The following is a 25588-nucleotide window of genomic DNA, read 5'->3' as shown; positions in this document are numbered from 1 at the left end:
TGGACGGTCTGCGATGCAGGGGCGAGAGGAGACATCGGGGGATGACGCAAAACCGATGAACTTCTTCGAGAGCCTTCTCGTCCTCCTTCTCGTCGCCATCGCGCTGCTGCAGGTCTCGCGGCGGCTGTCGGTGCCGTATCCGTCGATGCTGGCCATGGCCGGCGTTGCGGCGGCGCTCGTGCCGGGCGTTCCCTATATCGCACTGGAGCCGGAAACGGCGCTCGCGCTGTTCATCGCGCCGGCCCTCATGGATGCCGCCTTCGACTTTCCGGTCAACACCGCGCGGCGCTACTGGGCGGCGTTGATCGTCTTTGCCGTCGGCGGGGTCGTGGCGACTGCTGCCGCCGTTGCCTTCATCGGCTGGTCCTATGCCGGCCTGCCCATCGCCGCCGCCCTCGTGCTCGGCGCCATCGTCGCACCGCCGGATGCCGCGGCCGCGACCGCCGTTCTCTCCGGCATGTCCATTCCCCGCAGCACGGATGCCGTTCTGCGCGGTGAGAGCCTGTTCAACGACGCAGCCGCCCTGCTGATCTTCGGCGCGGCGCTTACGGTGCAGACATCGGGCGGGCTCGGGCCCACCGTTGCGCTGCATTTCGTCATCGCCGCGCCGGGCGGTATTCTGCTCGGCATGGCCACCGCCTGGTTTTCCGCCCGCGTCACCGGCTATGTCGCAGGAACGCTCGGCGGCAACCTCCTGCAGTTCGTCCAGACATTCCTCCTCTGGATCGTCGCCGAACATCTCGGCCTGTCGGCGGTGCTCGCCATCGTCGCCTTCGCCATGACCATCGCGACCAGCAGCACCAGCCGCTCCTCGGCCCGCATGCGCGTGCAGTCCTATGCCGTCTGGAGCGCGGTCGTCTTCGTGCTCAACGTCATGGCCTTTCTGCTGATGGGCATGCAGGTGCGCGATATCATCGGCGGCATGACGACCGAGAGACTGATCCATGCTTCAAGCTTCATCGCTGCCGTCGTGATCACCGTCATCGTGGTCCGTTTCGTCATCTGCATCGGCTTCAACCGCGTTCGCAATGCCTTGCTGAGCGGCGAGGAGCAGACGGATGTGCGGCAGTCGGTTCTGGCGGCCTGGTGCGGCATGCGCGGCCTCGTCACGCTTGCAACGGCCTTCGCACTACCCTCCGATTTCCCGCAGCGGGATCTCGTTCTGCTGGCCGCCTTCGCCGTGGTCCTCGCAACCCTCGTCCTCCAAGGCTTGACTCTCGCGCCGCTCATCCAGCTGCTCGGGCTCGACCGGCGCGAACAGGGCGCCCGCGACATGACCGGTTTCCGACTCGAAATCGCCTCGGCCGGGCTCGACCGGATCGGCGACCGGACGGGACGGGAGGCCGAACTGGTGCGGACCAAGTTCGCCATCGAACGGGCCGCTCTGGCCGATACCGAAGGTGCCGATGCGCTACAGGCCTATCGCGCGCTGGCGCTGGAGGCGATCGACGCCCAGCGCACGGCACTGGAGCGACTGCGAACCGGCAACCGGCTCAATGTCGACGAGTACAATCTGCTCCTGGAAGAGATCGACTGGCGCGAACTCGCGGTCTTGCCCGACGACCAGCGACGCATCGAGGAGACCTGACTGTGCTGTGCGCGGTTACCTGGTCGGGAAGAACCGATTATCGGGACGCGGCAGGCCGAGGTGATCGCGGAGCGTCGTGCCTTCATATTCCCTACGGAACCGGCCGCGCCGCTGGAGTTCGGGAACGAGCCGATGCGCCACATCATCGAGCCCTTGCGGCAGGTAGGGGAAGACCACGTTGAAGCCATCCGACCCTTCCGCGTCGATCCATGTCTCCATCTCGTCGGCAACACTTTCCGGTGTGCCGACGAAAGCAAGGCCGGAATAGCCGCCATAGCGCTGCGCCAGCTGCCGCACGGTCAGCCTCTCGGCTTCGGCAAGCTTCAGCACCTGCTGGCGGCCCGTCTTGCTGGCATTCGTTTCGGGAAGGTCGCGCGGCAGCGGCGCATCGAGAGGAAAGCCCGAAGCGTCGAGGCCGAGCGCGATCGACAGGGAGGCGATGCCGCTTTCGAAATGCACCAGACTGTCGAGCAACGCGCGCTTGGCCTTCGCCTCCTCGATCGTATCGCCGATGATGATGAAGGCGGCCGGCAGGATCTTCAGATGGTCCCGGGACCGGCCAAGCGCTTCCAGCCGCCCCTTGATATCGGCAAAAAGCTCCTGCCCGCCTGCGAGATCGCGCGGCGCGGCGAAGATCACCTCGGCCGTTTCCGCGGCAAGCTGGCGACCGGGCTCGGATTGTCCCGCCTGCACGATGACGGGCCAGCCCTGCGGCGGACGGGCGATGTTGAGCGGGCCACGCACATCGAGGCTCGGCCCGTGATGGTCGAGCACATGCATCCGCTCGGGGTCGAAGAACAGTCCGCTTTCCTGATCGCGCAGGAAGGCATCGTCGGCAAAACTGTCCCAGAGGCCGGTGACGACGTCGAAGAACTCGCGCGCCCGGCGATAGCGCTCACCATGCTCCACATGCTCGTCCAGGCCGAAATTGAGCGCGGCATCGGGGTTCGACGTCGTGACGATGTTCCAGCCGGCACGGCCGTCGCTGATATGATCGAGCGAGGCGAAGCGCCGGGCGATGTGATAGGGCGCATCGAACGTGGTCGAGGCGGTGGCCACGAGACCGATCCGCTCGGTGACGGCGGCAAGGGCCGAGAGCAGCGTGAATGGCTCGAACGACGTCACCGTATGGCTGCGCTTCAATGCCTCCACCGGCATGTTGAGCACGGCAAGGTGATCGGCCATGAAGAAGGCGTCGAACTTCGCGGCCTCCAGCGTCTGCGCGAAGCGCTTCAGATGCTTGAAGCTGAAATTCGCGTCCGGTGCGGACCCGGGATAACGCCAGGCACCGGTGTGCAGGCTGACAGGCCGCATGAAGGCGCCGAGATGCATCTGCTTGGACATGGGCACTTCCCTTGGGTTCGCCCGGCGATAACATCACGGGCCTTGAAGCGGAAACGGCGGCGGAAACGGCGAAGGTGTCAGCGATGGTCCAGGCGATCGACCAGACGGTCGCCGAGCCACTGGATGGCGCAGACAAGCACGATGAGCACCACGACGACCGCGACCATGACCGTAGTCTCGAAGCGCTGGTAGCCGTAGCGGATGGCGAGATCGCCGAGTCCGCCGGCACCGATGGCACCGGCCATGGCCGAGGCACCGATCAGCGTGACGAGCGTGACGGTGAAGCCGGCGACGATGCCGGGCAGCGCCTCGGGCAACAGGACTTCGCGCACGATCGTCCAGCGATTGCCGCCCATGGAGCGCACCGCCTCGATCAGCCCGCGATCCACCTCGCGCAGCGACACCTCCGCGATGCGCGCATAATAGGGTGTCGCGGCGATCGAGAGCGGCACGATCGCAGCCCAGGTTCCAATGGAACTGCCGACGATGAAGCGCGTGACGGGGATCAGCGCCACGAGGAGAATGATGAACGGCACCGAGCGGAATCCGTTGACGACGGCGCCGAGCACGCGGTTGACCCACAGGTTCTCCGATATGCCGCCCTTGCCGGTCATGACGAGGGCAAGGCCGAGCGGCAGGCCGGCGACCAGCGAGATGATGCCGGAGGCGAGCGTCATCAGCACGGTCTCCCAGAGAGACCGCATCAGAAGATCAAACATGATCGGCGACATGACCCGTGGTCTCCACATGGGCGCCGTGGCGCGTCAGAAAAGCGATCGCCTGCGGCAGCGAGGCGCTGGCAGGAAGTGTGATGAAGAAGCGGCCGACCGACTGTCCCTGGATATGATCGATACCGCCATGCACGAGGCGAATGGGCGCACCCAGTTCGATGGACAGCGCGGGAAGCAGCGTCGCGGCCTCCGGGCCGACGAGATCGACGCTGAGGACCGTCTCGCCGCTCGCCGCAAGCGCCGTGCCGATGGCCGGCGGCAGGCTGGGACGGATGGCGCCGAGAAGGCTCTTCGTGGTTGCCGCCTTCGGATCTGAAAATACCGACCAGACCGGCCCATCCTCGACGATCTTCCCGGCATCGATCACCGCCACGCGGTCGGCGACGCCGCGCACAACCTCCATCTCATGGGTGATGAGCAGGATTGTCAGGCCGAGACGCGTGTTAATGTCCTTCAGGAGCGCGAGGATCGACGCCGTCGTTTCCGGATCGAGCGCGGACGTCGCCTCGTCGGAGAGCAACAGCGCCGGCCGCGCGGCCAGCGCCCGGGCGATGCCGACGCGCTGCTTCTGCCCACCCGAAAGCGCCGACGGATAGGCATCGGCCTTGGCCGAGAGGCCGACAAGATCCAGCAGATCCGCCGCGCGCTTGCGCCGTTCCGCCCGGGGCATGCCCTCGATCTTCAGCGGCAGCATGACGTTTTCAGCGACGGTCTTGGCCGAAAGCAGATTGAAGTGCTGGAAGATCATGCCGATACGGCGGCGCAGGGGCTGAAGTTCGGCTTCCGAAAGTCCGGTAATATCGCGGCCCTCGATCTCGATCGTCCCGCGATCGGGGCGTTCCAGCCCGTTCAGGCAGCGGATCAGCGTCGATTTGCCGGCACCGCTGCGGCCGATAATGCCGAGCACCTCGCCCTTGCGCACCGAAAGGGAAATGCCGTCGAGCGCCGCCGTCTCGCCAAAATGGCGGAAGACGCCATCGAGCCGCACGACGGGGGCATCTGCGGCACGCTGCCCGATATCGGATGTCTCCTGGCGGTCAGCGTCAGCCAAGACGTCCCTGGCTGTCGCGCTGGCAGTGATTGTCATTATCAAGTCCTTCCTCGCCGCAACGGCGAACGGCTCGCGGCAGCCGGGGCCGCGAGCCGTTTTGTGTCTCTCACGCAGTGAGCGTTAGTATGCGCTGATGCCCGTGCCCTTGTACACACGGTCGAATTCGGCCTTCACCGTCTCGTTCTGGTAGGACGACACCAGCGTCTTCACCCAGGGCGCATCCTTCTGGTCTTCCTTCACCGCGATGAAGTTGCGGTAGGGATTGCCGTCCACCGGCTCCTGCGCGATCCGGTTTTCCGGCGTCAAGCCGCTCTTCAGCGCCCAGTCCGTATTGACGACAGCCGCGTCGAGATCGTCGATGGAGCGACCGACGATGCCGGCATCCAGCTCCTTGATTTCGAGCTTCTTCGGGTTTTCCTCGATATCGGTGATCGTCGCGAGAATGCCCGTACCCTCCTTGAGCTTGATCAGGCCTTCGTTCTGCAGCACGCGCAGGGCACGCCCCTCGTTCGACGGATCGTTCGGCACGCCGACAACGGCGCCTTCTGCCAGATCCGCGATCTTGGACGTCTTGCGCGAATAGACACCGATCGGCCAGACGCCGGTATAGCCAGCCGGCGTGATCTTGTAGCCGTGCTGCTTGATCTGGTTTTCGAGATAGGGAAGATGCTGGAAGGCGTTGGCGTCGATTTCGCCGCGCTCCAGCGCCTCGTTCGGCTGGGTATAGTCGTTGAAGACGACGGTCTCGACCGACAGGCCCTTCTTGCCGGCTTCGGCAACGACGACGCGCCAGACGTCCTCGTCCTCACCGCTCATGATTCCGACCTTCACGGAGGTCTTGTCCTGCGCCAGAACCGGCGTCGGCCCGACGGAGACGACGGCGGCAACGGCAAGCGCGAGGCCGGCGCGCCGGGTGAAGGCGGTCTTTTCGATAAGGGCGGCCAAGGTTTTCTTCATGACGGGTCTGCTTTCGGTCTTGGGAGGAGGACGCTTTAGAGAGTGCCCTGAAAAATTGCAAATGCTGCCATATGAAGCAACGAAGGATGGCCTGCCGATCGGCACTGCGGGAGAAATTTGGTCCAAAGTCTCGGGCCGTCACGCAAACTCATTCTGGACGCTCGGTAAGCCGATGTTTCTATAGAGCGCCGGCGTCTGCATACGAGGCATCACGGTGCGGCGATGTCAAAGCGGCTCGTCATCATGACCGAGGTGAAATCATCGACCAGCACGGTCACCCGAGCGTTCCAGACACCCCCGACCGGCAGCACGAAGCCATCCGCCTGAAAAGCCTCGTCCGCGCCGCGCCGGGCCTCGCGCGTGAAGGGGCCGATGCCGTTGGCGGGATTGTCGAGTTCCACCGTGACCGACATCGGATCGATGGAATGCCCGTCGAGCATCAGGTCCCGCAAAGAAACACGAACCGGACCTGTCCGCGCCGGTGTGATCGAGAGCGTCGCCATCAGGCCCTGTTCCGCGACCTGCCGCTCCTGAACGAGCGGAAACGAAGACGCCAGTGCCCGGGGTGGCGGCGTAAAGCGCCAGAGGCCGAGAATCGCGAGCACCAGCGTGCCGAGCACGACCTCCGCGAGGATACTGCGCCGGAGAAGACGCAAGGCGTGGGGCGATCCCTTTGACGCGGGGCGGGTCCAGAAGAAGCGATTGGCCGCCGCCAGGAAAATCAAAAGCGCGACGATGGCAAGTTTGGCGAGCAGCACCTGGCCGTAAGCCGTCGCCCACAGGTTCGACAGCGTCTTCACCTGCACGACAGCGAGCAGCAGACCCGAGCCAACGAGCACCGCCAGAACAAACGGGATGAGACGCGAGAATAGAAGAAGTGCCGGACGATCGGGAGACGGCCGGCTGGAACCGCCGAGCGCTGCCAGAAGCGGCAGGAGACCACCGATCCAAGCCATGGCGGCGAGCATATGAAGCACGATCGCGGGAACGGTGGCGAGACGCGGCGGTGCCGTTACGGCATGCCCCGCCATCGCCGCCGCAAGACCCGCCAGCGCGAAGGCGAGCCCGGAAAGCCCGAGGCGGAGACGAACATGGCGGACGCGGAGCGACACCAGTGCCGCGACCATGGCTGCGGCGCCGACCAATGCAGCCCGACCATAGGCGGTGGCCGTGAAGCCGGCGGACCAGACCGCAGCCGATACCCATCCGCCCGGCGCCTCTCCGAGGGCATCGAAGCCCTGAAACGCAATCCAGATCGGTGTGGCGGCAATGCCGAGCCAAAGGGAGAGCGCAATGAGCGAGGAACTGTCCGGAACGGCATTTCCGCTGAGATGACACGGACGGAAAAGCAGGGCCGCCCATCCCGCCCCGCCAACACCGATGACGAGGCCGGTCATGGCCAGCAGGCGGGACGCCCAGAGACCGGCCGCTGTAACCGGGTCGATCGCCGACGCCCGGCCCGGCCCGCTCGCACTGGCTTTGCCGACGGAAAACAACAATCCGCCGCCAATCGGATGCCCGTCCGCAGACGTCACGCGCCACGACAGGCTGTGCGTGCCGGGGACAAGCCCGGAAGGAAGCGTCACGACGAGCCGCGTCGTGTCGGAGCGGACCACGGGGAGCATTTCCATTTGTCCCACAGGGTCGCTCAACCGGAAAACGAGGGGATCCACCGGCTCGGAAAACGTCAGCACGATCTGACGTGGCGCTGCCGCGAGAACTTCACCATCCGCCGGATCGGACGCGACGAGCTGAGCATGCGCAAAGGCGCCCCCCGCGCTCACCAGCAGAAGCAGCAGCACTGTCGTGAACATGACGAGGCTGGACACGAGCGGCTTGCAACAACAGTCCGGCAACGCCTTAGCGGCGATCATTTTGCTGATGCCTCCTGCCTCGAAGCGCAGCGGTGGAAATGACGAACGCAGTCCGCTTCGCCCACGCCGGCGCGTCATCAAAGTGCGGTGCTCCGCAATGCCGGTTTTCCGACCCGACACCGGCAGGTCAGGGCTTCACATCGAAGGCGGGAGCCGGCTTGCCCGGTTCGGCGGCGTCCGGACTTTCGGGAATTTCGATCCAGCGCTCGGCGGCATCGCCGCACTGCTGGACGATCGGCACATAGATCCGCCCCTTCGCATCCGCGGCGACCTTTGCCTTGAAAGCGAACTCCGCATGATCAACCGCAGCGATCGTGCCACCCGTCCAGGCGATCTGTGCCCGTTTCGCGCTCGCACCGGCTCCTCCGGCAGAAGGCGTCACCACCGCCGTCCAGCCGGCCTTGTCCTGCGGCGCGATGTCGGAAAGCTCGCCGGGCACGGCAACCCGCAGGCCGGTCGTCGCCGCGCCGGCGCAGCCATGCGGAATCTTCAGCACGAAGGTCGTCGTCTGCCCGGCCTTCACGCCTTTCGCCGCGATGGTGACATGCGCCGCTGCCGGTCCTGCAGCGAGAGCGAGGCAGGCCGCAAGCCCCGTGACACACATGGACCGAATGCGGTGCCACGCGGCGCTTCGGGAAGTTTGCTCGAGATGCCTCATCGTCTGCCTCTTTCTGCGTCTTCGCATCGCAGACCACTGCCATATCGAGACGCACGACATCGACGGGAGCGCGACATCGGATAGGGTCAGATCTAGCGCGTGACCAGGCTTCAGGGAAGACGAGCCGGAACCGACGGCCTGCGGCTATCCGGCGCGGTGCGCCTGTTACCGGTAGGCGGCGGATCGCTCGGTGAAAGCTGGCTGCTCGTCCGCTGCCGCGCCGTGGGCGGACCGCGCGCTGGCCGAACGGCCCTCGACATCCGCCCTGAACGCATCGAACAGCGCATAGCCCTGTGCCCACCGGCCATAGCCGCTGGCGATGTTGATATGTCCGGCGGCGCCGATCGTATGAAGCGGCGCTTCGAGGTCGTCCCTCAGCCGATCGAGCTCGCCCGGCGTGATGTAGGGATCGTTGAGGCTGCCGATGATGAGGCTCGGAAAGGGCAAGGGCATGGTGGGAACCGCATCGAAGGCGAGACGTCCCGGATGCAGCGCCTCGGTTCGCCGGAGATCGCAGGGCGCGACGAGAAAGGCGCCTTTCACGTTCCGGGCCGACGGGCGCCGGCTAAAATGCGCCGTCAGAAGGCAACCGAGGCTGTGGGCGACGATGTAGGTCTCGCCGCCCGCCTCGACCGCGGCATCCAGTGCCGCAAGCCAGGTTTCGAGGTCCGGATGCTCCCAGTCCGCCTGCTGCAGCATGCGCGTCTGCGGCCGGTCCTCGTGCCAGACCCTCTGCCAGTGGCCTTCGCCGGATCCGAAAAGGCCGGGAACGATCAGGGTCTGGACCGCACCGCCGGTGGGCGCCTGGGTCTGGGTCGAGATCGGGCCTGCGCTCTCGACCCTCGTCATCCGGGATGCCGCCCGAAACAGGCGCTTTCCTGAGAACAGGAGCCTAGTACCATGGCCCACCAGCCATGCCCCAGTAGAACATCTCTTCGGAACGATGCGACGATCGCCGCGCGTCGCCGCCCTCATCCTGCCAGCTCCGCTCGGACGTCTCACGCTCGCTCGACGATAGGCGGGTCTCCGCCGCACCGGACCCGACGCCGGGGATGCCGCCGCTTCGAAAAGCCTCGATGCTCGATTTCAGGATGGCCATCATCGCTCTTACCTCGTTGGGTTGGTGCCGAACACAGCCCCCGGGAAACGGTCCGGGCCGCAAGCAGTCGTGTTGAAAGCGACCACCTGCAAACCGGCGCCATACCGGCTGCTCTGCCATCAAACCCTTTAGTCTACAATTTTGGTAGAAAGGAATTGGCGTTGCACGCGCCTCATGGAAACTGTTTTTCCGCAGAGGCCGCCAAACCCGGAACAGGAGGTTTATGTTGCGCTCGGCCACCGATGCGAGGCCCCGACATGCGTGTCGGGCAGCCGGTCGCCCCGGCCGAACAGGCGGTTTCTGAACGAGCCCTCGCCATAGGCCGTCTTGTAAAGTCCGCGCTCCTGCAGGACCGGCACGACATGGTCGATCACGTCCTCGTAGCTCTCCGGCACCACCGTGCGGGTGATATTGAAGCCGTCGATCTCGCCCTCCTCGACCCATTGGCCAAGAGCCGTGGCGACCTCCGCCCCCGTGCCCACCAGCACCGGATAGCGGCCCCCGAGCGCGGCCTCCTCCAGAATGCGCCGGCGGGTCCACCCGGCAGCCCGGGCGACCTCGACCGCCGACTGGCTGGCATTCGACACGCCATAGGTGATCGGCGCATCGAGGTCGTATTGCGCGAAATCGATGCCGGTGCTGGCCGAGAAATGCGCGAGCCCCGCCTCCGGATTGGCATGCGCCAGATAGTCCGCGTGCTTCTCGCGGGCGATGGCGCCCGTCTCGCCGGTGACGATGGTGATGCCCACGAAGATGCGCAGCGCATCCGCGCCCCGCCCGGCATCGGCTGCCTCCTGCCGCAACTGCCGGGCCGTCTTCCGCGCCGCAGCGGGACTGGTGGCGGTGATGAAGATGCACTCTCCGTGACGGGCGGCAAAGGCCCGACCGCGGCCGGAGGTTCCCGCCTGGTAGAGAAGCGGCGTGCGCTGGCGCGACGGCTCGGCAAGGTGGATGCCATGCGAGCGGTAATAGGGTCCGTCATGGGCGATGGGCCGGACGCGGGCGGGATCGGCATAGATCCGCGCCGCCTTGTCGCGCCGCACGGCATCGTCCGCCCAGCTTCCCTCCCACAGCTTGTAGAGCACCTCCATATAGTCGTCGGCGCGGTCGTAGCGACTGTCATGTTCGGCGAGGCCCGTGTCTCCAAGCGCCCGCGCCGCGCTGTCGAGATAGCCGGTGACGATGTTCCAGCCGATGCGCCCCTGCGTCAGGTGATCGAGCGTCGAGAAGCGGCGGGCGAACAGATACGGCGCTTCCGCGCTCTGGTTGGCCGTGACGCCGAAGCCGAGGTTCTCCGTCACCGCCGCCATGGCCGAGATCAGCATGGCGGGGTCGTTGACCGGCAGCTGGATCGCCTCGCGAAGGGTAAGATCCGCCGACCCGCCATAGACATCGTAGACCCCGATGATATCGGCAAGAAACAACCCGTCGAACAGCCCGCGCTCCAGCGTGCGGGCCAGCGAGGTCCAGTAGGGCAGCGTCGTATAGAGATGCGACTGGTCGCGCGGATGGGTCCAGAGACCATGATTGATATGGCCGACGCAATTCATGCCGAAGGCGTTGAAGAGGATCTGCTTCTTATCGGTCGTCATCGTGCGCTCCCGGTGGTGGCACGCGTTTTCGCCCGATGGCACGGCAAGATCAAGACGCAAGGGCTGCACAAGGCCCGAACGGCGAACGCACTGTCCTGCGAATGCGAGACTGTGCCTTCGGCCGTGAATATGCGAAAACCCCAACATCGCACGCAGAGCGGCATCGCACACGGATGAGCACGGGAATATCATGAAGAAGATCGGCTTTCTCTCCTTCGGCCACTGGACGCCCTCGACGCAGTCGCAGACGCGTAGCGCGGCGGACACGCTGCTGCAGTCGATCGACCTTGCCGTAGCGGCCGAAGCGCTGGGCGCGGATGGCGCCTATTTCCGGGTGCACCATTTCGCCCGCCAGCTGGCTTCGCCCTTCCCGCTGCTGGCCGCCGTCGGCGCGCGCACCAGCCGGATCGAGATCGGCACCGCCGTCATCGACATGCGCTACGAAAATCCGCTCTACATGGCCGAGGATGCCGGCGCTGCCGACATCATCGCCAGTGGCCGCCTGCAGCTCGGCATCAGCCGCGGCTCACCCGAACAGGTCATCGATGGCTGGCGCCATTTCGGCTATGCCCCGGCGGACGGCGAAACCAGCGGCGACATGGCCCGCCGTCATGCCGAGGTGTTCTACGACGTGCTGCGCGGCGAAGGCTTTGCCGAACCGAACCCCAACCCGATGTTTCCGAACCCGCCCGGCCTCCTGCGGCTGGAACCGCATGCGCCGGGTCTGCGCGACCGGATCTGGTGGGGCGCAAGCTCGAACGCGACCGCCATCTGGGCGGCAAAGCTTGGCATGAACCTGCAGAGCTCGACCCTCAAGGACGACGAGACCGGCGAGCCCTTCCACGTACAGCAGGCCGACCAGATCCGCGCCTACCGCGCCGCGTTCAAGGCCGCGGGCCACGCCCGCACGCCGCGCGTCTCCGTCAGCCGCAGCATCTTCGCCATCACCAGCGACCTCGACCGCGCCTATTTCGGCCGCTCGGGCGAAGCCGGCGACAAGATCGGCTTCATCGACGCCGACACCCGCGCCATCTTCGGCCGCGGCTACGCTGCCGAACCCGACGTCCTCATCGAGCAGCTGCGCACCGACGAAGCCATCACAGAGGCCGACACGCTCCTCCTCACCGTGCCCAACCAGCTCGGCGTCGAGTACAACGCCCACGTCATCGAAGCCATCCTGACGCAGGTGGCGCCTGCGCTCGGCTGGCGGTAAAGCGGCGTTCCCTCGACGTCACCCCTCCGCCAGCATCGCAACGAGCACGTCGGATTGCGAAAGGATGCCGACGAGGCGGTTTTCCGCGTCGGTGACGGGCAGATGGTGGAGGCCGCCTTCAGCGAAGAGAAGGATGGCTTCGGAGAGGGAGCTTTCGGGTGAAACACTCCGCACAGGGCTGGTCATGATGTCCTTCACGGTGCCGTTCGGCGCCGTGGAGCCGGAAACGGCCAGCTGGTAGCGGCGACGAAGGCCGATGGTCGGGCGGCCACGGGTCCAGTCCGCCCGGTCGAGAATATCGGTCTGGGTGAGAATGCCGATGACGTGGGCATGGTCGTCGGTCACCGGCAGGGCCTTGATGTGGTGGGCGCGCAGGAGCGCGTGCGCCTCCGACAGCGAGGCATCCGGCGCGATCGCGATCACGTCGCGCGACATGATCTGCCCGCACGGCGTCTGGCCGGACCGGCGCTGGAACGAGCGCAACTCAGTGCGCTTGAGGATGGTGACGAGTTCGTCGCGCTGGATGTCGAGAACCCGGTCGTAATCCTTCAGCACGGCATCGAGATCCTCGGCGGCAAAGCCGATTCGGGCGACCGGCGGCGGGTCCTTCGTCTGGTGGGCCCCAAGCGCCGGCACGGCAACATGCGGATAGCGGCGGCCGGTGAGGTTGTTGAAGAGCAGTGCGGCGGCAAGCAGCAGCAGCGAGTTTCCCAGCACCGGCCACAGCAGAAAACCATAGCCGAGATCGTGGATGGCCGGGCCGCCGAGAACCGCGGTCAGCGCAATCGCGCCGCTCGGGGGATGCAGGCAGCGCAGGCTCATCATGAGGCCGATGGCAACGGCGCCGGCCAGCGCTGCGGCGAACACGGGGTCAGGCACGAGCTTGGCCACCGTCACCCCGACGAAGGCCGCGACCAGATTGCCGCCGATCAGCGACCAGGGCTGGGCGAGCGGACTGGACGGTACGGCGAAAAGCAGAACGGCAGACGCACCCATCGGCGCGACCAATGCCGGCGAAAGGGGAAATGTCGCGGTCAGCAAGGCGCCGAGGAGGCCCGTGATGAGCAGGCCGAACAGGGCGCCGACCGCCGAGCGAAGCCGCTCCTTCGGACTGACGGGCGAAGCCGGCCAGGGCATGAAGCGGGCAGCGCGGGAAAGTCTGGTCGATGTCATGCCGTCTTCTCCGCAGTGCCGGCCCGCAGAGCGGCGGCCGTGTTGATCGCGAGGGCAGAGCCTCGCTACGTGCGCAGTGCAGGGTGGATCGTCCGCCGTTTCCCCGGGACTACCCCTCGCCCTGCCCGTCCATGTCATGCTTGCGCGCCGCGATATCCGGCGGGGTCCAGCCGCGCTCGGTTCGGTCGTGCAGCGCGCTGCGGTCGCCCATCATGGCCTGTTCGAGAACCTCCGAGATCTCGCGGGCGCGCGCGATATATTCCTTGTTCTCGAACACCGACACGTCGTCCTTCCAGAGAGGCGCGAGCTGCCGCAAGCCCCAATTGTCCTGCTTGACGAAAACGGCCTTGCTCTTTTCCACGTCGAAGGGATGCATGCCGAGGCTCTGGAGCGCATAGCCGGCCGCCCGGACCGAACTGTCGAACACCTCGCGCACGATGTCGTCGGCGCCGGCCTCGTAGAGCTGGTAGACATGGTTGCGGTCATAGGCACGCGCGATGATGTGGATATCGGGGTTTTCGTGCCTGGCGTGCCGGACGATGCTGAGGGCGCGCTCGATATCGTCAATGGCCACCACCAGCAGCCGCGCCTGCCGCAGACCGGCGGAATGCAGGAGATCCGGCCGGCCGGCATCGCCGAAGAAGGAGCGGACGCCGAACTTGCGCAGCCCGTCGATGACATCGGAGCGGCTGTCGAGCACGATGGTCTTGTGGCCGTTGGCCAGCAGCATGCGGTTGATGATCTGCCCGAAGCGGCCGAGCCCGGCGATGATGACCGAGGCTTCCTCCCCGATCTCGTCGGCCTCCCGGATCTGCCCCCGCTCGAGCCGCGGCATGATGACCTTGTCGAACAGGATGAAGAGCGCCGGCGTCAGCAGCATGGAGAAGGCGATGACCAACATGAGGATAGCAGCGAGTTCGGAGGGCAGCACGGCATTCTGAACGGTGAAGGAGACGAGCACGAAGCCGAACTCGCCCGCCTGCGCCAGCCCCAGCGCGAGCAGCCAGCGATCCGAACCGCGCAAGCTGTAGAGATGGCCGACCAGCCACAGCACCCCCGCCTTGATGACGATGACGCCAAGCGTCAGCAACAGGACGAGGCCGAGATTGGCCGTGAGCAGCGAGAAATCGATGCCGGCCCCGACGGTGATGAAGAACAGGCCGAGAAGCAGGCCCTTGAACGGCTCGATATCGCTTTCCAGCTCGTGGCGGAATTCGCTGTTGGCGAGCACCACACCCGCGAGAAAGGTACCGAGTGCCGGGGAAAGGCCGACCATGCTCATCAGCAGGGCCGTGGAAACGACGAGCAGCAGGGCGGCCGCGGTGAACATTTCACGCAACCGCGAGGCCGCGATCAGCCGGAAGATCGGGCGCGAGAGGAAGTGCCCGGCGACCACGACGAAGGCGATGGCGAGAAGCGTGACCAGCGCCACCTGCCAGCCGGGAAGATCGGAGACGAGCGTCGCGGCATTGCCCGCGCCATGCGCTGCATGCTCGCCGCCCTGCAGGGCGGGAAGTGCCAGAAGCGGGAGGACCGCCAGCATGGGAATAACAGCGATATCCTGAAACAGGAGCACGGAGAAGCTGGAGCGCCCGCCCTGCGACTTCAAAAGCCCCTTCTCGCTCAGCGTCTGCAGCACGATGGCCGTGGAGGACAGCGACAAAATGAGCCCGACGGCCACCGCCGTCTGCCAGGGCAGCCCAAACGCGAGCGCGATGCCGGTGACCACCGCCGCCGAGCCCGCCACCTGCAGGCCACCAAGCCCGAGCAGCCGGGCGCGCATGTCCCACAACGCCTGCGGCTGAAGCTCCAGCCCGACCAGAAACAGCATCATGACGACGCCGAACTCCGCGAAATGCTGCAGATCCTGCGTCTCATTGCCAACAAAGTGGAAGACGGGGCCGATGACGATGCCGGCGATGAGATAGCCGAGCACCGAGCCGAGCCCGAGCCGGGACGCGATGATAACGGATGTGACGGCGGCCGCGAGATAGACGAAGGCCTGGAACATGAAGCCGCTCATTCGGAGATCCTCGCGGTGATGCCAATGGGAGACGGCGGCGTGTCGGAAAACGTCGAAGCGTGCGAAGTGCCGATCAACGGAAGATCGTCGTCGAGAAGCTCGAGCCTCAAGACAGCATCGAGATCCAGCGTCTCGTCGCGCAGGGCCGAGAGCAGCCGGAGATAGGCTGCGATATGCAAGTCCCCCCGGCCATCGGCTGCCGAATCGTGCGCCGAGAAAAGGGCAAACGGCGGCAGGAAGCGCATGCCGCAGAGCGAGGCGGTCTGCTCCAGCGGCGAAAGCAGCGTGCGCAGCCGGAAATGGTTGGAGCCCTCCTCGCGATAGGCATCCTGCGCACCGCCGGTGGTCACGACCGGCAGGAACAGCTTGCCCGCCAGCTTCGAGCCGCTCTGCCCATAGGCAAAGCCGTATTCCAGAACGAGGTCCTGCCACTCCTTCAGGAGAGCCGGCACGGAATACCAGTAGATCGGAAACTGGAAGATAATAACGTCATGTGCCACCAGCCGCGCCTGTTCAGCATCGATATCGATGTTGAAGCGGGGATAGTCCGCATAGAGATCGACGAAGGTCACACCGTCGAGCCGCCGCGCCTCCTGCGCCATGCGCACGTTGAGGCGCGAATGCCGCTGACCGGGATGGGCAAACAGAATGAGGACGCGCGCCATATGTCTTCCTCGGAGCCTTCATCATGGGGGGCGACCTGAGCCGGGACACAAGGCCGGGCGGAAAGATCGACACGACAGAGCAAGGGGAGAGCCGAAACGGGGTGATGGCCACCGCGATGACCGCTGCGACAATCGGTGTTGCGGGAAGATCTTGTCAAGCGGCAAGACGGATGCGATGGTGGGGCCGAGCGTAACGCTCCTGATGTGCACATCTTATTGCCGGCCGGCGCCCTTTCGGGGACCGTCAGTCGCCGGAGAGAATGAGATTTGGCACTTTTCTTCGCTATTTTTTCGAGCCAACCCCTTTTCATGACGGACGTGTGGTGAGATAAGGAGCGCCGAAGTCACCATACCACCGCCCCAGCGGGCGACAGAGATCAAGGTTCGAGATGCAGGTTCTGGTTCGAGACAACAATGTTGAGCAGGCACTGCGCGTGCTCAAGAAGAAGCTTCAGCGCGAAGGCGTCTTCCGCGAAATGCGTATGCGCGAAGCCTATGAAAAGCCTTCCGTGAAGCGTGCTCGCCAGAAGGCTGAAGCTGTTTCCCGCCAGCGCAAGAACGCCCGCAAGCAGCTGCAGCGCGAAGGCCTCCTGCCCGGCCCGAAGAAAAAAGTTGTTACCCGCTAAGATCTGAAAGGCGCCCGTCGGACGGTATCCGATGGCGCGCGGCTGGTCTTCGAAATCACCTCGGAACGACGCTCAGCGTCGCGCCGGGGCTTTCTGCGTTTTAGCTTTCTGTCGTGGAGCAAGGCGATCCGCAGGATGCGCTCTCGTGTGTTACGGTTTGCGACCGAGCCCACTAAAGCCGTGACGTGGCGAGGAGACAGCCGTACCTTTATGAATGCGGATGCCTTTCACCCGCGCATCGACCCCAAGGCGCAAACCGGTCACCGTGACCGATCTGCGCCAAGCGGCTCAGCGCCTCATGAAGCCTCGTTGAACAACGTCTCGTACTGCCGGGGTTGGCAGCGGAGATATTGTGGAGCGGCCTGCACTGTCACACCGAAATGCGCGGCCGCATGCCAGGGCCAGCGGGGATCGTAGAGAATCGTCCGGGCAAGCGCGATCATGTCGGCATCGCCCGTGCCGATGATGGCTTCGGCCTGCTCGAACTCGGTGATCAGCCCCACGGCGACGACGGGAATCGAGACAGCCTGTTTCACATCGCGGGCAAGCGGCACCTGATAGCTGGGGCCAACGGGAATGTCCTGCGCGTCGCTCAGCCCACCGCTCGAAACATGGATCGCCGCGCAACCGCGTGCTTCCAGCGCCTGCGCGAAGGCAACGGTCTGCGCACTGTCCCAGCCGCCTTCGACCCAGTCCGTTCCCGAGACCCGCATGGTGACAGGTCGTTCCGCGGGAAAAGCCTGCCGGACGGCCTCGAAGACTTCGAGCGGAAACCGCATGCGGTTTTCGAGCGAGCCGCCATAGTCATCCGTGCGCGTGTTGGACAGTGGCGAAAGGAACTGGTGCAGGAGATAGCCATGGGCGCCATGGATCTGCACGGCATCGATGCCGAGACGCGCGGCCCTGCGGGCGGCATCGGCAAAGCCGCTTCGGATCCGCTCGAGGCCTTCGGCATCCAGCGCTTCCGGCGCATCATAGGACGGCTTGAACGCCGACGCCGAGGGCGCAACCGTCTTCCAGCCAAGCGCATGATCGGGCGCGAGCTGCACCCCGCCCTTCCAGGGCAGATCGGTGGAAGCCTTGCGGCCGGCATGGCCGAGCTGGATCGCAACCGGCATATCCGACCAGCGGCGGACACCCTCCAGCACACGCGCCATCGCCGCTTCGCAGGCATCGTTCCAAAGCCCGACATCGCCGAAGCTGATGCGCCCCTCCGGCGTTACCGCCGTCGCCTCGATCGTCAGAAGTCCTGCGCCCGACTGTGCGAGCATGCCGAGATGCGTCAGGTGCCAATCGCTCATTTCGCCGTTTTCGGCGGAATACTGGCACATCGGCGCAATGACGATGCGATTGCGCAACGTCAGGCCACCGACGTCGATGGGCGAGAAGAGTTTGGGTGAAGCCATGTCGATCTCCTGAAGACATCCGTGCGGCGCGGGAACAGCCGCTGTTGCTTGGCAGCATATAGGGTGGCAAATCGCCCGTTGCATGCGGCCTTACGGTCCAAGACCCGTCATCCCGTTCCAGAACGTGCGCCGCCGCTTGCGAAAACCGGGCGCGCACGCGACAACAGGGGAACGACACCGTCTGCCGCGGCAGGTCAAGGAGGAAGTGCGCATGTTCGACCACGTTTCCATCGGCGTCCGGGACATCGACCGGTCGCGCATCTTCTACGATGCCGCTCTGACCCCGCTCGGCTATGGCCGGCTGACCAGCGGCGCGACGATGCTCGGTTACGGGGATGAGCAGGTGAGCCTCTGGGTGACGCAGGCCGAACATCCGGTCCGTCCGGATCTCCGCTCCGGCCTTCACTTCTGCTTCAAGGCCTTCAGCGAAGAGGCCGTCGAAGCCTTCCACGCCGCCGCCATTGCCTATGGCGGAGAGGACAACGGCGCCCCGGGCCTGCGCCCGGAATACGCCACCTTCTACTACGCCGCCTTCGTCATCGACCCCGACGGCTACCGGCTGGAAGCCTTCTTCCACAAGCCGGACCTGTAATCCGCGATCTCACGGCGGCGAACCGATCAGACCGGAATCTGAGCGGCGACGTCCCGATCCGACGGCCGCTCGCTCTCGGAAAGGCCGTTGGCGACACCGAGGCGATCGGCCTCGTTCCGGTTCTGGCTCATTTTCCGCTTTCCCTCCAGGTGCGTGATCGGCATGCGCAGGCCGACGATGCCGCGCAGCTGGGATGCGATGAAATCCGCCGGCGCGTCGTCCACCGCCCAGGCAACAGCCCTCGGCTCCTCATGCAGCGTCGTCAGCCGTGTGACGATATCCAGCAGGCGCTCGGCATCGTTGAAGAACTCCACCGGCCCGCGCGCCTGAACCGTCACGTAATTCCAGGTCGGCACGACCTTTCCCGTCTGCTGCTTGGTCGCGTACCAAGCCGGCGTCACATAGGCGTCCGCCCCCATGAAAATCGCCAGCCCATCGCCAATGGTCGGCGTCCGCCATTGCGGGTTTGCCTTGGCGAGATGCCCGTAGAGAACACCGTGCTCTCCTTCGCTTTCGTCCAGAAAGAGAGGCAGCGGCGTCGCGAAGGGCCCGTCGGCGGTGGCCGTGACAAAATTCGCCAATCGCGCCGCCCGTATCGTCGCAAACATGGCGCTGCGATCGTCAAGGCGGAAGGCGGGCGGTGTATACATGGCGGCGATCCTCGTTATGCCCCGGAGACGAATGCAAAACGGGACGTCGAAAAATAGCATCTTGGCTGCGGCGATCAGGAAAGCGATCGGCCTCAGCCGAAATCGACCTTCGTCAAGGCAAGCGCCTCCCGGCGCAGATCGACGGCGCGTTCCGGCACGAAGGATCGCTCCAACGCCTCCTGTGCCGCCCTCCACAGGGGAACCGCACTGTCCCGCACCCGCCTGCCCTCGTCCGTCAGCCTATAGGTATAGGCCTGCTCGCCCTTCGGTCGCGTGCTCACGATCCAGCCGGCGGCCAGCAGCGGCTTCAGCGCGCGTAGCAGCGTCGTGCGCTCCATCACCATGATCTCGCCGAGTTCGGCAATCCGGATATCCGGCCGGCGATTGATGATGTTGAGAAGAGAATATTGCGAGATCGACAGGCCGAGCGGCGCAAGATGGGCATCGTAGAGCCGCGTGACATGCCTCGAGCCCCGGCGAAGGGCAAGACAATGGCACTGACGGGATTCTTCGGACATCGACATGGGTTGAGGATAGATGTGTATTTACACATCGTCAATCCTCCACTACGAAGGATGGGCAGCGTCGGGCGGTTCGTCCGGCTTTGTCGGGTTCGCCTGCCCGCAATAGACTCGACGCCACCCACAAAGGTTCTCCCATGCTCTCCAACACCGTCTCCGCATGGCTTTCCGCCAGGAACATCCACTATGGTTGGGTGGTGGTCGTAACCACCTTTCTGACCATGCTGGCGACAGCGGGCGCGATGGGCTCGGCGGGCGTCCTCATCCAGCCGCTGCACCAGGAATTCGGCTGGGATATCGCCGATATCTCCTTCGCCATGGCGGTCCGCCTCGTGCTGTTCGGCCTGCTCGGGCCGTTCGCCGCGGCCTTCATGACGCATTTCGGGGTGCGGCAGGTCGTCTGTTCGGCACTTCTGCTCATCATGAGCGGCATCGTGCTCTCCTTCTTCATGCAAGAGGTCTGGCAGCTCGTGCTCCTCTGGGGCGTCGTCATCGGCACGGGGACGGGCATGACCGCGCTGGTGCTGGGCGCGACCGTTGCGACGCGGTGGTTTTCCAAGCGCCGCGGCCTCGTCATCGGCCTGATGACGGCAAGCAACGCCACCGGGCAGCTCGTCTTCCTGCCGCTGCTGGCAGCCCTGTCGGAAGCCTATGGCTGGCGTACGGCGCTGACCTTCATCACCGGCGTTCTCGTGGTCGCCATGGTGCTCGTCATGCTGCTCATGCGCGACCACCCGGCCGATCTCGGCCTGCCCGCCTATGGCGACACCCAGCCCGGCCCCGCGCCGCGCCGGGACCAGGCCTTCCTCACCACGCTCGTCTCACCCCTGAAGACGCTGCGCGAGGTCTCCGGCCGGCCGGTGTTCTGGCTGCTCTTCGGCACCTTCTTCGTCTGCGGCCTCTCAACCAACGGGCTCATCCAGACACACTGGATCTCCATCTGCGGCGATTTCGGCATGACGGCGGTCACGGCGGCCGGCACGCTGGCCGTCATCGGCATATTCGATTTCCTCGGCACCATCGGCGCCGGCTGGCTATCCGACCGCTACGACAATCGCTGGCTGCTCTTCTGGTTCTACGGCCTGCGCGGCCTGTCGCTCCTCTACCTCTCGGTCTCCGGTTTCGGCTTCACCGAACTCTCCGTCTTCGCCATCTTCTACGGCCTCGACTGGGTGGCGACCGTCCCCCCGACCGTCAAGCTGACGGCCGACAGTTTCGGCCGCGAGAAGGCGCCGCTCGTCTTCGGCTGGGTCTTCACCGGCCACCAGCTGGGTGCCGCGACCGCCGCCTTCGGTGCGGGCTGGCTGCGCTCGGATTATGAGAGCTACATGCCGGCGCTGCAGATGGCCGGCCTCATGTGCATCCTCGCAGCGCTGGCCGTGGTCATGCTCCGCCGGCCCACAGCCGCAGTCCCGGCCAGCGCCTGATCTGCGAGAGGTGACATCTTCAGTCTGGAAAACAGCCGGCCGCATGGAATAGCATTTCCCTTCGGCCGGCATCTTCGCGAACTTCTTCTTTGTCTATCAAATGACTGGGCAATAACGTGGCAGAGGCTCGGACCCTGAGCTGCCCGTTCGCCGGGCCCATCTGTCATGCCAAGGACGGGCAGCCGGTGTCGCCACATCGCGGCCCGCCTTCCCATCGAGGAAGACGCCATGAGCCCGCTTCACGCCCTGCGCTCCCCTGCTCCCACATCTATCGCGAAAGATGCGACCGCTCTGGCGGACGACCGCGAGCGCCTTTTTTGCCCGTGCCACAGCCATCGCCGCCGATCTCCGAGCCCGGGGCGCGGCGCTCGACCGCGATGGCCGCCCGCCCTTCAGCGAGATCACCGAACTGAAGGCCGCCGGCCTGCTCAACGCCCTGCACCCGCCCGAGATCGGCGGCGGCGGTCTCGACTGGGTCGATGGGTTGCGTCTGGTGCGCATCCTTGCGCGCGGCGAAAGCTCGATCGGCCAGCTGCTCGGCTATCACTTCGTCAACAGCCAGTACATTTCCTGGGCAGCCGATGACAGCGACCTTGCCTGGCGGCTGTCGTCGGAAACGGTGGCAAAGAGCCTCTACTGGGGCGCCGCCGTCAATCCGCGCGACCCCGGCCTCGTGCTGACACGGCAAGACGATCACTACGTGCTGAACGGCCGCAAGACGTTCTCCACCGGCGCGCGGATTTCCGACCGCATCAACGCCAGTGCCGCCTTCGGCAACCAGATCGCCAGCCTTGTCCTCCACACCGACCGGCCGGGCTATATCGCCCATGACGATTGGGACAATATCGGGCAGCGCCTGTCGGACAGCGGCAGCGTCGAGTTCAAGGATTTCCCGGTCCATGACAGCGATTTCCTGCTGTCGCTTGCGGCCCCGGATGCGGCACCGAAGGTGCAGGCGACGTTCAACACGCCGTTGATCCAGCTGGTCTTCGCCAACTTCTACATCGGCACTGCCGAAGGTGCGCTGGCCGAGGCGCTCGACTATGTCCGCGACACCACCCGCCCCTGGATCACCTCCGGCGTCGAACGCGCCGCCGACGACCCGCATATTCTGGAGCGTGTCGGCGAATTCCGCGCAGCGTTGAAGGCGGCCGCCGCCTTGGCCGACAGCGCCGGCCTTGCGGTGCAGACAGCGCTTGCCCGCGGGCCTGGCGTCACCGAGCGCGAACGCGGAGAGGCCGCCATCGAGGCTTACGAATCCAAGGTCAACGCGACCCATGTTTCGCTGGATGTGACCGCCCGCGTCTTCGAACTCATGGGCGCCCGCGCCACCGCGGGCCATTACCGTTTCGACCGCTACTGGCGCAACGTCCGCACCCACACGCTGCACGACCCGGTGTTCTACAAGGCCCGCGAAGTCGGCGACTTCGCGCTGAACGACCGGGTGCCGACGCCAAGCCTCTACAGCTGAAACAAACGCGCAAAACGAAACGCCGCCATCCTGCACATACAGGATGACGGCGCTTTTTCGAGATGAGAAGCGGGAAGAACAGCGTGCCTTGCGCAGCAGCCCTCGTCTATGCGAACCGGTCAGTTCTGCCCGGAGGCGAGCTTCTGCTCCACCCGGCCGAGGTCGCGATAGGCGGCACCCGGATGCGGCGCGACGAGGCGCGGGCCTTCTCCGAAAAGTTTTTCGCGGAGCGTCCCCTGCCGATACGCCGTCTTGTAGACGCCGCGCTTCTGGAGTTCCGGCACCAGCAAATCGACCGCATCCTCAAAGGTTTCCGGCGTCACGGCGTAAGCAAGGTTGAAGCCATCGACGTCGGTCTCCTCGACCCATTCCTGCATGAGGTCGGCCACCGTCTGCGGCGAACCGACGAAAACGGGGCCGAAGCCGCCGATACCGACCCAGTCGGCCATCTCCCGCACCGTCCACTCTTTGCCGGGATCGATGGTGGTGAAGGTTTCCACGGCCGATTGAACCGCATTGGTATGGCGGTGGCGCAGAACCTCATCCGGCGAGAACTGGCCGAAATCGATACTGGTCCAGCCGGAGATCAGCGTCAGCGCGCCCTCGTAGGAGACGTATTTGCGGTACTCGTCGAACTTCCGCTTGGCGTCGGCATCGGTTTCGCCGACGATGACGGTCTGCAGGTTGAAGGCGAGAATACCGCGCGGGTCGCGCCCTGCCTGCACTGCTGCTTCGCGAACATTGGCGACGTAGCGCTTCAGGACGGCCTTGGACGGCGCGGCGACGAAGATGCACTCGGCATGCTGGCCGGCAAAATCCTTGCCCCGGCTGGAGGCGCCGGCCTGGTAGAGCACCGGCGTGCGCTGGGGCGATGGCTCGGACAGGTGAATACCCGGCACGTTGAAATGCGGACCATGATGCCCGATCGCGTGCACCTTGGAGGGGTGGGTGAAGATACCGGTCTCCCGGTCGCGCACGACCGCGTCATCCTCCCAGCTGCCCTCCCACAGCTTGTAACAGACCTCCAGATACTCTTCCGCCACATCGTAGCGGTTGTCGTGCTGCATCTGCCCGGCCTGGCCGACATTCAGCGCACCGCTGTTGAGATAGGAGGTGACGATGTTCCAGCCGACACGCCCCTTGGTCAGGTGGTCGAGCGTCGAAATGCGGCGGGCGAAGGTGTAGGGGTGCTCGAACGACAGCGACGCCGTCAGGCCGAAGCCGAGATGTTCGGTGAGGTAAGCCATGGTCGGAATGAGCTGCAACGGGTCGTTCACCGGCACCTGGGCCGAATGCTTCAGCGCGGCGTTCACATTGCCGTTCAGCACGTCGTAGACGCCAAGCACGTCGGCGATGAACAGCCCGTCGAACTTGCCGCGCTCCAGCGTTTTGGCGAGGTTCACCCAGTAGTCGAGGTCCTTATAAGACGCCGACTGGTCGCGCGGATGCCGCCAGAGGCCGGGCGACTGGTGGCCGACGCAGTTCATATCGAAGGCGTTCAGCCGTATTTCGCGTGTCATGCTTGTCTCCTCAGCCTCAGAGGCTGTTTGGGAACCCGGCGGCGGAGAGCCGGCGAGGGATTTTTGTGCTCCGGCAGAAGAGGATCGCAGGCGATATCCTGAGATATCGGCAAGATTTTCGACGCACCGGGGCGCGAAAAGCACCGACGGCTCGACCCGTCCGGGTTTTCAAACAGCCTCTCAGAGTGCACCGTTTCTCGGCGGCGCTACATCGTTGAGGTGGTAATTTCCGGCCACATGGTACTTCCAGCGGACGGGGTCGTGCAGCGTGTGGGTGCGGGCATTGCGCCAGTGGCGGTCAAGGTTCAGCCCTTCGCGGGCGGATGCCGTGCCGGCAAGCTCGAACAGCGTATTGGTGGCCTCGATGGCGATTTCGGTGGTCAGCACCTTGGCGCTCGCCACAGCCAGAGAGGCGGCGACGGCGGTTTCCTCTGTCAGATCCACCTGGGCATGATCGACCTTGCGGCCGGCATACTCCACGATGGCGGTTGCCGCCTCGATGCGGATGGCGACCTGCCCGACCCGGGCGATCGTCAGCGGATCTTCTGACGCACGTTCGACGCCGCTGTTCGTCCAAGGCCGCGAGACCGTGCGGATGAAGCGGACCATGTCGGCAAAGGCCGCCCGGGCGATGCCGAGGTCGATGCCGGCGTGGATGATCTGCCCGACGGAGCCGATCGTGCCGGGCCGCTCGAAGCCCTGGTGGTGGCGCACCACGGCGCTGGGGGGAACGCGGACGCCATCGAGGATGGTGGTGCCGCTGCCGGTCGTGCGCTGGCCGATGCCGTCCCAGTCGTCGACGATCTCGACGCCTTCCGTCCCGCGCGGCACGAAGGACATGGTGATCTTCTCGTCCTCATCGAGCGCGAAGATGGCGATCCAGTCGGCAAAGAGCACGCCGGTGGAGTAGAACTTGCGCCCGTCGATGCGAAAGCCGGCGCCGTCCCGCGTCAGCCGCGTGTTGTAGTGCCCCACGGTCTTGGTCCCGATCTCCGACAGGGCATTGCCGAACCGGTCGCCGGCAAGCGCGCGGCCGTAGTAGAACCGCTTCTGGTCGTCGGTGCCGTCATGGCGCAGGGCTTCGAGAATGTAGAAATGGTTCTGCGGGATCTGCCCGATCGAGCCATCGGCCTCCGACAGGATGGCGGTGACCTCGGCCAGCACCGCGTTGGAAACGTCGATGCCGCCATATTCGGCCGGCACGGTGATGGCGAGAAGGCCGGAGGCGGCGAGCCGGTCCATCTCCGCATGCGGCAGGATCCGGTCGCGGTCCCGCTCGCTCGCGGTCAGGGCGAATTCGGCGGCCAGCGTCCGGGCGACGATAAGCGCTTCCTCCTCGCTCGCGATCCTGTCTGCCGTGCGGTCGGTGTCGTTGGTGCTGAGGCGTATCAGTTTGGTCATGGCTCT

The 25588-nt window shown here is 65.4% G+C and carries 23 protein-coding genes; 6 read left to right on the top strand and 17 right to left on the bottom strand.

The features are described 5' to 3' along the window. The first annotated feature begins 55 nt into the window (after positions 1–55). A complete protein-coding gene (locus tag C8J33_RS22605; RefSeq protein ID WP_132665429.1) occupies positions 56–1588 on the top strand; it encodes a cation:proton antiporter in 1533 nt (510 codons plus the stop codon). Positions 1589–1603: 15 nt separating this feature from the next. On the opposite strand, the gene C8J33_RS22600 is transcribed toward C8J33_RS22605, so the two are convergent. From C8J33_RS22600 to C8J33_RS22560, 9 genes are all read right to left on the bottom strand, one after another. Continuing rightward, positions 1604–2932: an LLM class flavin-dependent oxidoreductase gene (locus C8J33_RS22600; protein ID WP_422038904.1), complete on the bottom strand. Its 1329-nt coding sequence runs from the start codon at positions 2930–2932 to the stop codon at positions 1604–1606. A 77-nt stretch (positions 2933–3009) separates the two neighbouring features. Then, positions 3010–3663 (bottom strand): methionine ABC transporter permease, encoded by a 654-nt coding sequence (locus tag C8J33_RS22595; protein ID WP_110730504.1) that lies wholly within the window; start codon positions 3661–3663, stop codon positions 3010–3012. After that, on the bottom strand, positions 3644–4750 hold the full coding sequence (locus tag C8J33_RS22590; RefSeq protein WP_132665427.1) for a methionine ABC transporter ATP-binding protein: 1107 nt from the start codon (positions 4748–4750) through the stop codon (positions 3644–3646). The genes C8J33_RS22595 and C8J33_RS22590 overlap by 20 nt, the downstream gene beginning before the upstream one ends. 84 nt (positions 4751–4834) lie before the next feature. Beyond that, positions 4835–5671 carry a MetQ/NlpA family lipoprotein gene (locus tag C8J33_RS22585; protein ID WP_132665426.1) on the bottom strand — a complete coding sequence of 279 codons (837 nt, stop codon included), beginning with the start codon at positions 5669–5671 and terminating at the stop codon, positions 4835–4837. A gap of 209 nt (positions 5672–5880) precedes the next feature. Next, a complete protein-coding gene (locus C8J33_RS22580; protein WP_165929863.1) occupies positions 5881–7545 on the bottom strand; it encodes a copper resistance CopC/CopD family protein in 1665 nt (554 codons plus the stop codon). Between the two features lie 127 nt (positions 7546–7672). Continuing rightward, entirely contained in the window at positions 7673–8203 is a 531-nt protein-coding gene (locus tag C8J33_RS22575) for a YcnI family protein (RefSeq protein ID WP_165929862.1), read from the bottom strand. 165 nt (positions 8204–8368) lie between these two features. Further along, on the bottom strand, positions 8369–9052 hold the full coding sequence (locus C8J33_RS22570) for an RBBP9/YdeN family alpha/beta hydrolase (protein ID WP_132665423.1): 684 nt from the start codon (positions 9050–9052) through the stop codon (positions 8369–8371). Positions 9053–9095: 43 nt separating this feature from the next. After that, positions 9096–9305 (bottom strand): hypothetical protein, encoded by a 210-nt coding sequence (locus C8J33_RS22565; protein ID WP_110801916.1) that lies wholly within the window; start codon positions 9303–9305, stop codon positions 9096–9098. Between the two features lie 218 nt (positions 9306–9523). Further along, entirely contained in the window at positions 9524–10894 is a 1371-nt protein-coding gene (locus tag C8J33_RS22560; RefSeq protein ID WP_110801917.1) for an LLM class flavin-dependent oxidoreductase, read from the bottom strand. Between the two features lie 190 nt (positions 10895–11084). On the opposite strand from C8J33_RS22560, the gene C8J33_RS22555 reads away from it, so the two are divergent. Continuing rightward, positions 11085–12107 carry an LLM class flavin-dependent oxidoreductase gene (locus tag C8J33_RS22555; RefSeq protein WP_132665422.1) on the top strand — a complete coding sequence of 341 codons (1023 nt, stop codon included), beginning with the start codon at positions 11085–11087 and terminating at the stop codon, positions 12105–12107. 18 nt (positions 12108–12125) lie between these two features. Here the strand turns inward: C8J33_RS22555 and C8J33_RS22550 are convergent, their stop codons facing one another. From C8J33_RS22550 to C8J33_RS22540, 3 genes are all read right to left on the bottom strand, one after another. Next, positions 12126–13280 carry an HPP family protein gene (locus C8J33_RS22550; protein ID WP_132665421.1) on the bottom strand — a complete coding sequence of 385 codons (1155 nt, stop codon included), beginning with the start codon at positions 13278–13280 and terminating at the stop codon, positions 12126–12128. 109 nt (positions 13281–13389) lie between these two features. Further along, on the bottom strand, positions 13390–15303 hold the full coding sequence (locus tag C8J33_RS22545; RefSeq protein WP_132665420.1) for a monovalent cation:proton antiporter-2 (CPA2) family protein: 1914 nt from the start codon (positions 15301–15303) through the stop codon (positions 13390–13392). Then, the gene (locus C8J33_RS22540; RefSeq protein ID WP_132665419.1) at positions 15300–15968 is read right to left on the bottom strand and encodes an NAD(P)H-dependent oxidoreductase; all 669 of its coding nucleotides are present in this window, start codon (positions 15966–15968) and stop codon (positions 15300–15302) included. Before C8J33_RS22540 ends, C8J33_RS22545 begins: the two co-directional genes overlap by 4 nt. A gap of 389 nt (positions 15969–16357) precedes the next feature. On the opposite strand from C8J33_RS22540, the gene rpsU reads away from it, so the two are divergent. After that, complete coding sequence (gene rpsU / locus C8J33_RS22535; protein ID WP_092935191.1) at positions 16358–16594, top strand: 30S ribosomal protein S21; 237 nt, start codon at positions 16358–16360, stop codon at positions 16592–16594. A 296-nt stretch (positions 16595–16890) separates the two neighbouring features. On the opposite strand, the gene C8J33_RS22530 is transcribed toward rpsU, so the two are convergent. After that, entirely contained in the window at positions 16891–18000 is a 1110-nt protein-coding gene (locus C8J33_RS22530; protein WP_132665418.1) for an NADH:flavin oxidoreductase/NADH oxidase, read from the bottom strand. Between the two features lie 211 nt (positions 18001–18211). Here C8J33_RS22530 and C8J33_RS22525 point away from each other — a divergent pair, with 211 nt between their 5' ends. Continuing rightward, on the top strand, positions 18212–18592 hold the full coding sequence (locus C8J33_RS22525; protein WP_132447877.1) for a VOC family protein: 381 nt from the start codon (positions 18212–18214) through the stop codon (positions 18590–18592). Between the two features lie 26 nt (positions 18593–18618). On the opposite strand, the gene C8J33_RS22520 is transcribed toward C8J33_RS22525, so the two are convergent. Beyond that, on the bottom strand, positions 18619–19242 hold the full coding sequence (locus C8J33_RS22520; protein WP_132665417.1) for an FMN-binding negative transcriptional regulator: 624 nt from the start codon (positions 19240–19242) through the stop codon (positions 18619–18621). Between the two features lie 92 nt (positions 19243–19334). Continuing rightward, a complete protein-coding gene (locus tag C8J33_RS22515) occupies positions 19335–19760 on the bottom strand; it encodes a MarR family winged helix-turn-helix transcriptional regulator (RefSeq protein ID WP_165929861.1) in 426 nt (141 codons plus the stop codon). A gap of 140 nt (positions 19761–19900) precedes the next feature. Between C8J33_RS22515 and C8J33_RS22510 the strand changes: the two genes are divergently transcribed. Further along, positions 19901–21190, top strand: a complete 1290-nt coding sequence (locus C8J33_RS22510; protein WP_110801925.1) for an MFS transporter — start codon at positions 19901–19903, stop codon at positions 21188–21190. A 280-nt stretch (positions 21191–21470) separates the two neighbouring features. Beyond that, the gene (locus C8J33_RS22505; RefSeq protein WP_132665416.1) at positions 21471–22661 is read left to right on the top strand and encodes an acyl-CoA dehydrogenase family protein; all 1191 of its coding nucleotides are present in this window, start codon (positions 21471–21473) and stop codon (positions 22659–22661) included. Between the two features lie 119 nt (positions 22662–22780). Here the strand turns inward: C8J33_RS22505 and C8J33_RS22500 are convergent, their stop codons facing one another. Then, positions 22781–24181: an LLM class flavin-dependent oxidoreductase gene (locus C8J33_RS22500; RefSeq protein ID WP_132665415.1), complete on the bottom strand. Its 1401-nt coding sequence runs from the start codon at positions 24179–24181 to the stop codon at positions 22781–22783. A 180-nt stretch (positions 24182–24361) separates the two neighbouring features. Further along, positions 24362–25582 carry an SfnB family sulfur acquisition oxidoreductase gene (locus C8J33_RS22495; protein ID WP_132665414.1) on the bottom strand — a complete coding sequence of 407 codons (1221 nt, stop codon included), beginning with the start codon at positions 25580–25582 and terminating at the stop codon, positions 24362–24364. Positions 25583–25588 lie beyond the last annotated feature (6 nt).

The organism is Rhizobium sp. PP-CC-3G-465, from assembly GCF_004343445.1.
Taxonomy (GTDB): Bacteria; Pseudomonadota; Alphaproteobacteria; order Rhizobiales; family Rhizobiaceae; genus Ferranicluibacter; species Ferranicluibacter rubi.
This window is presented reverse-complemented; position numbering and strand designations above follow the sequence as displayed.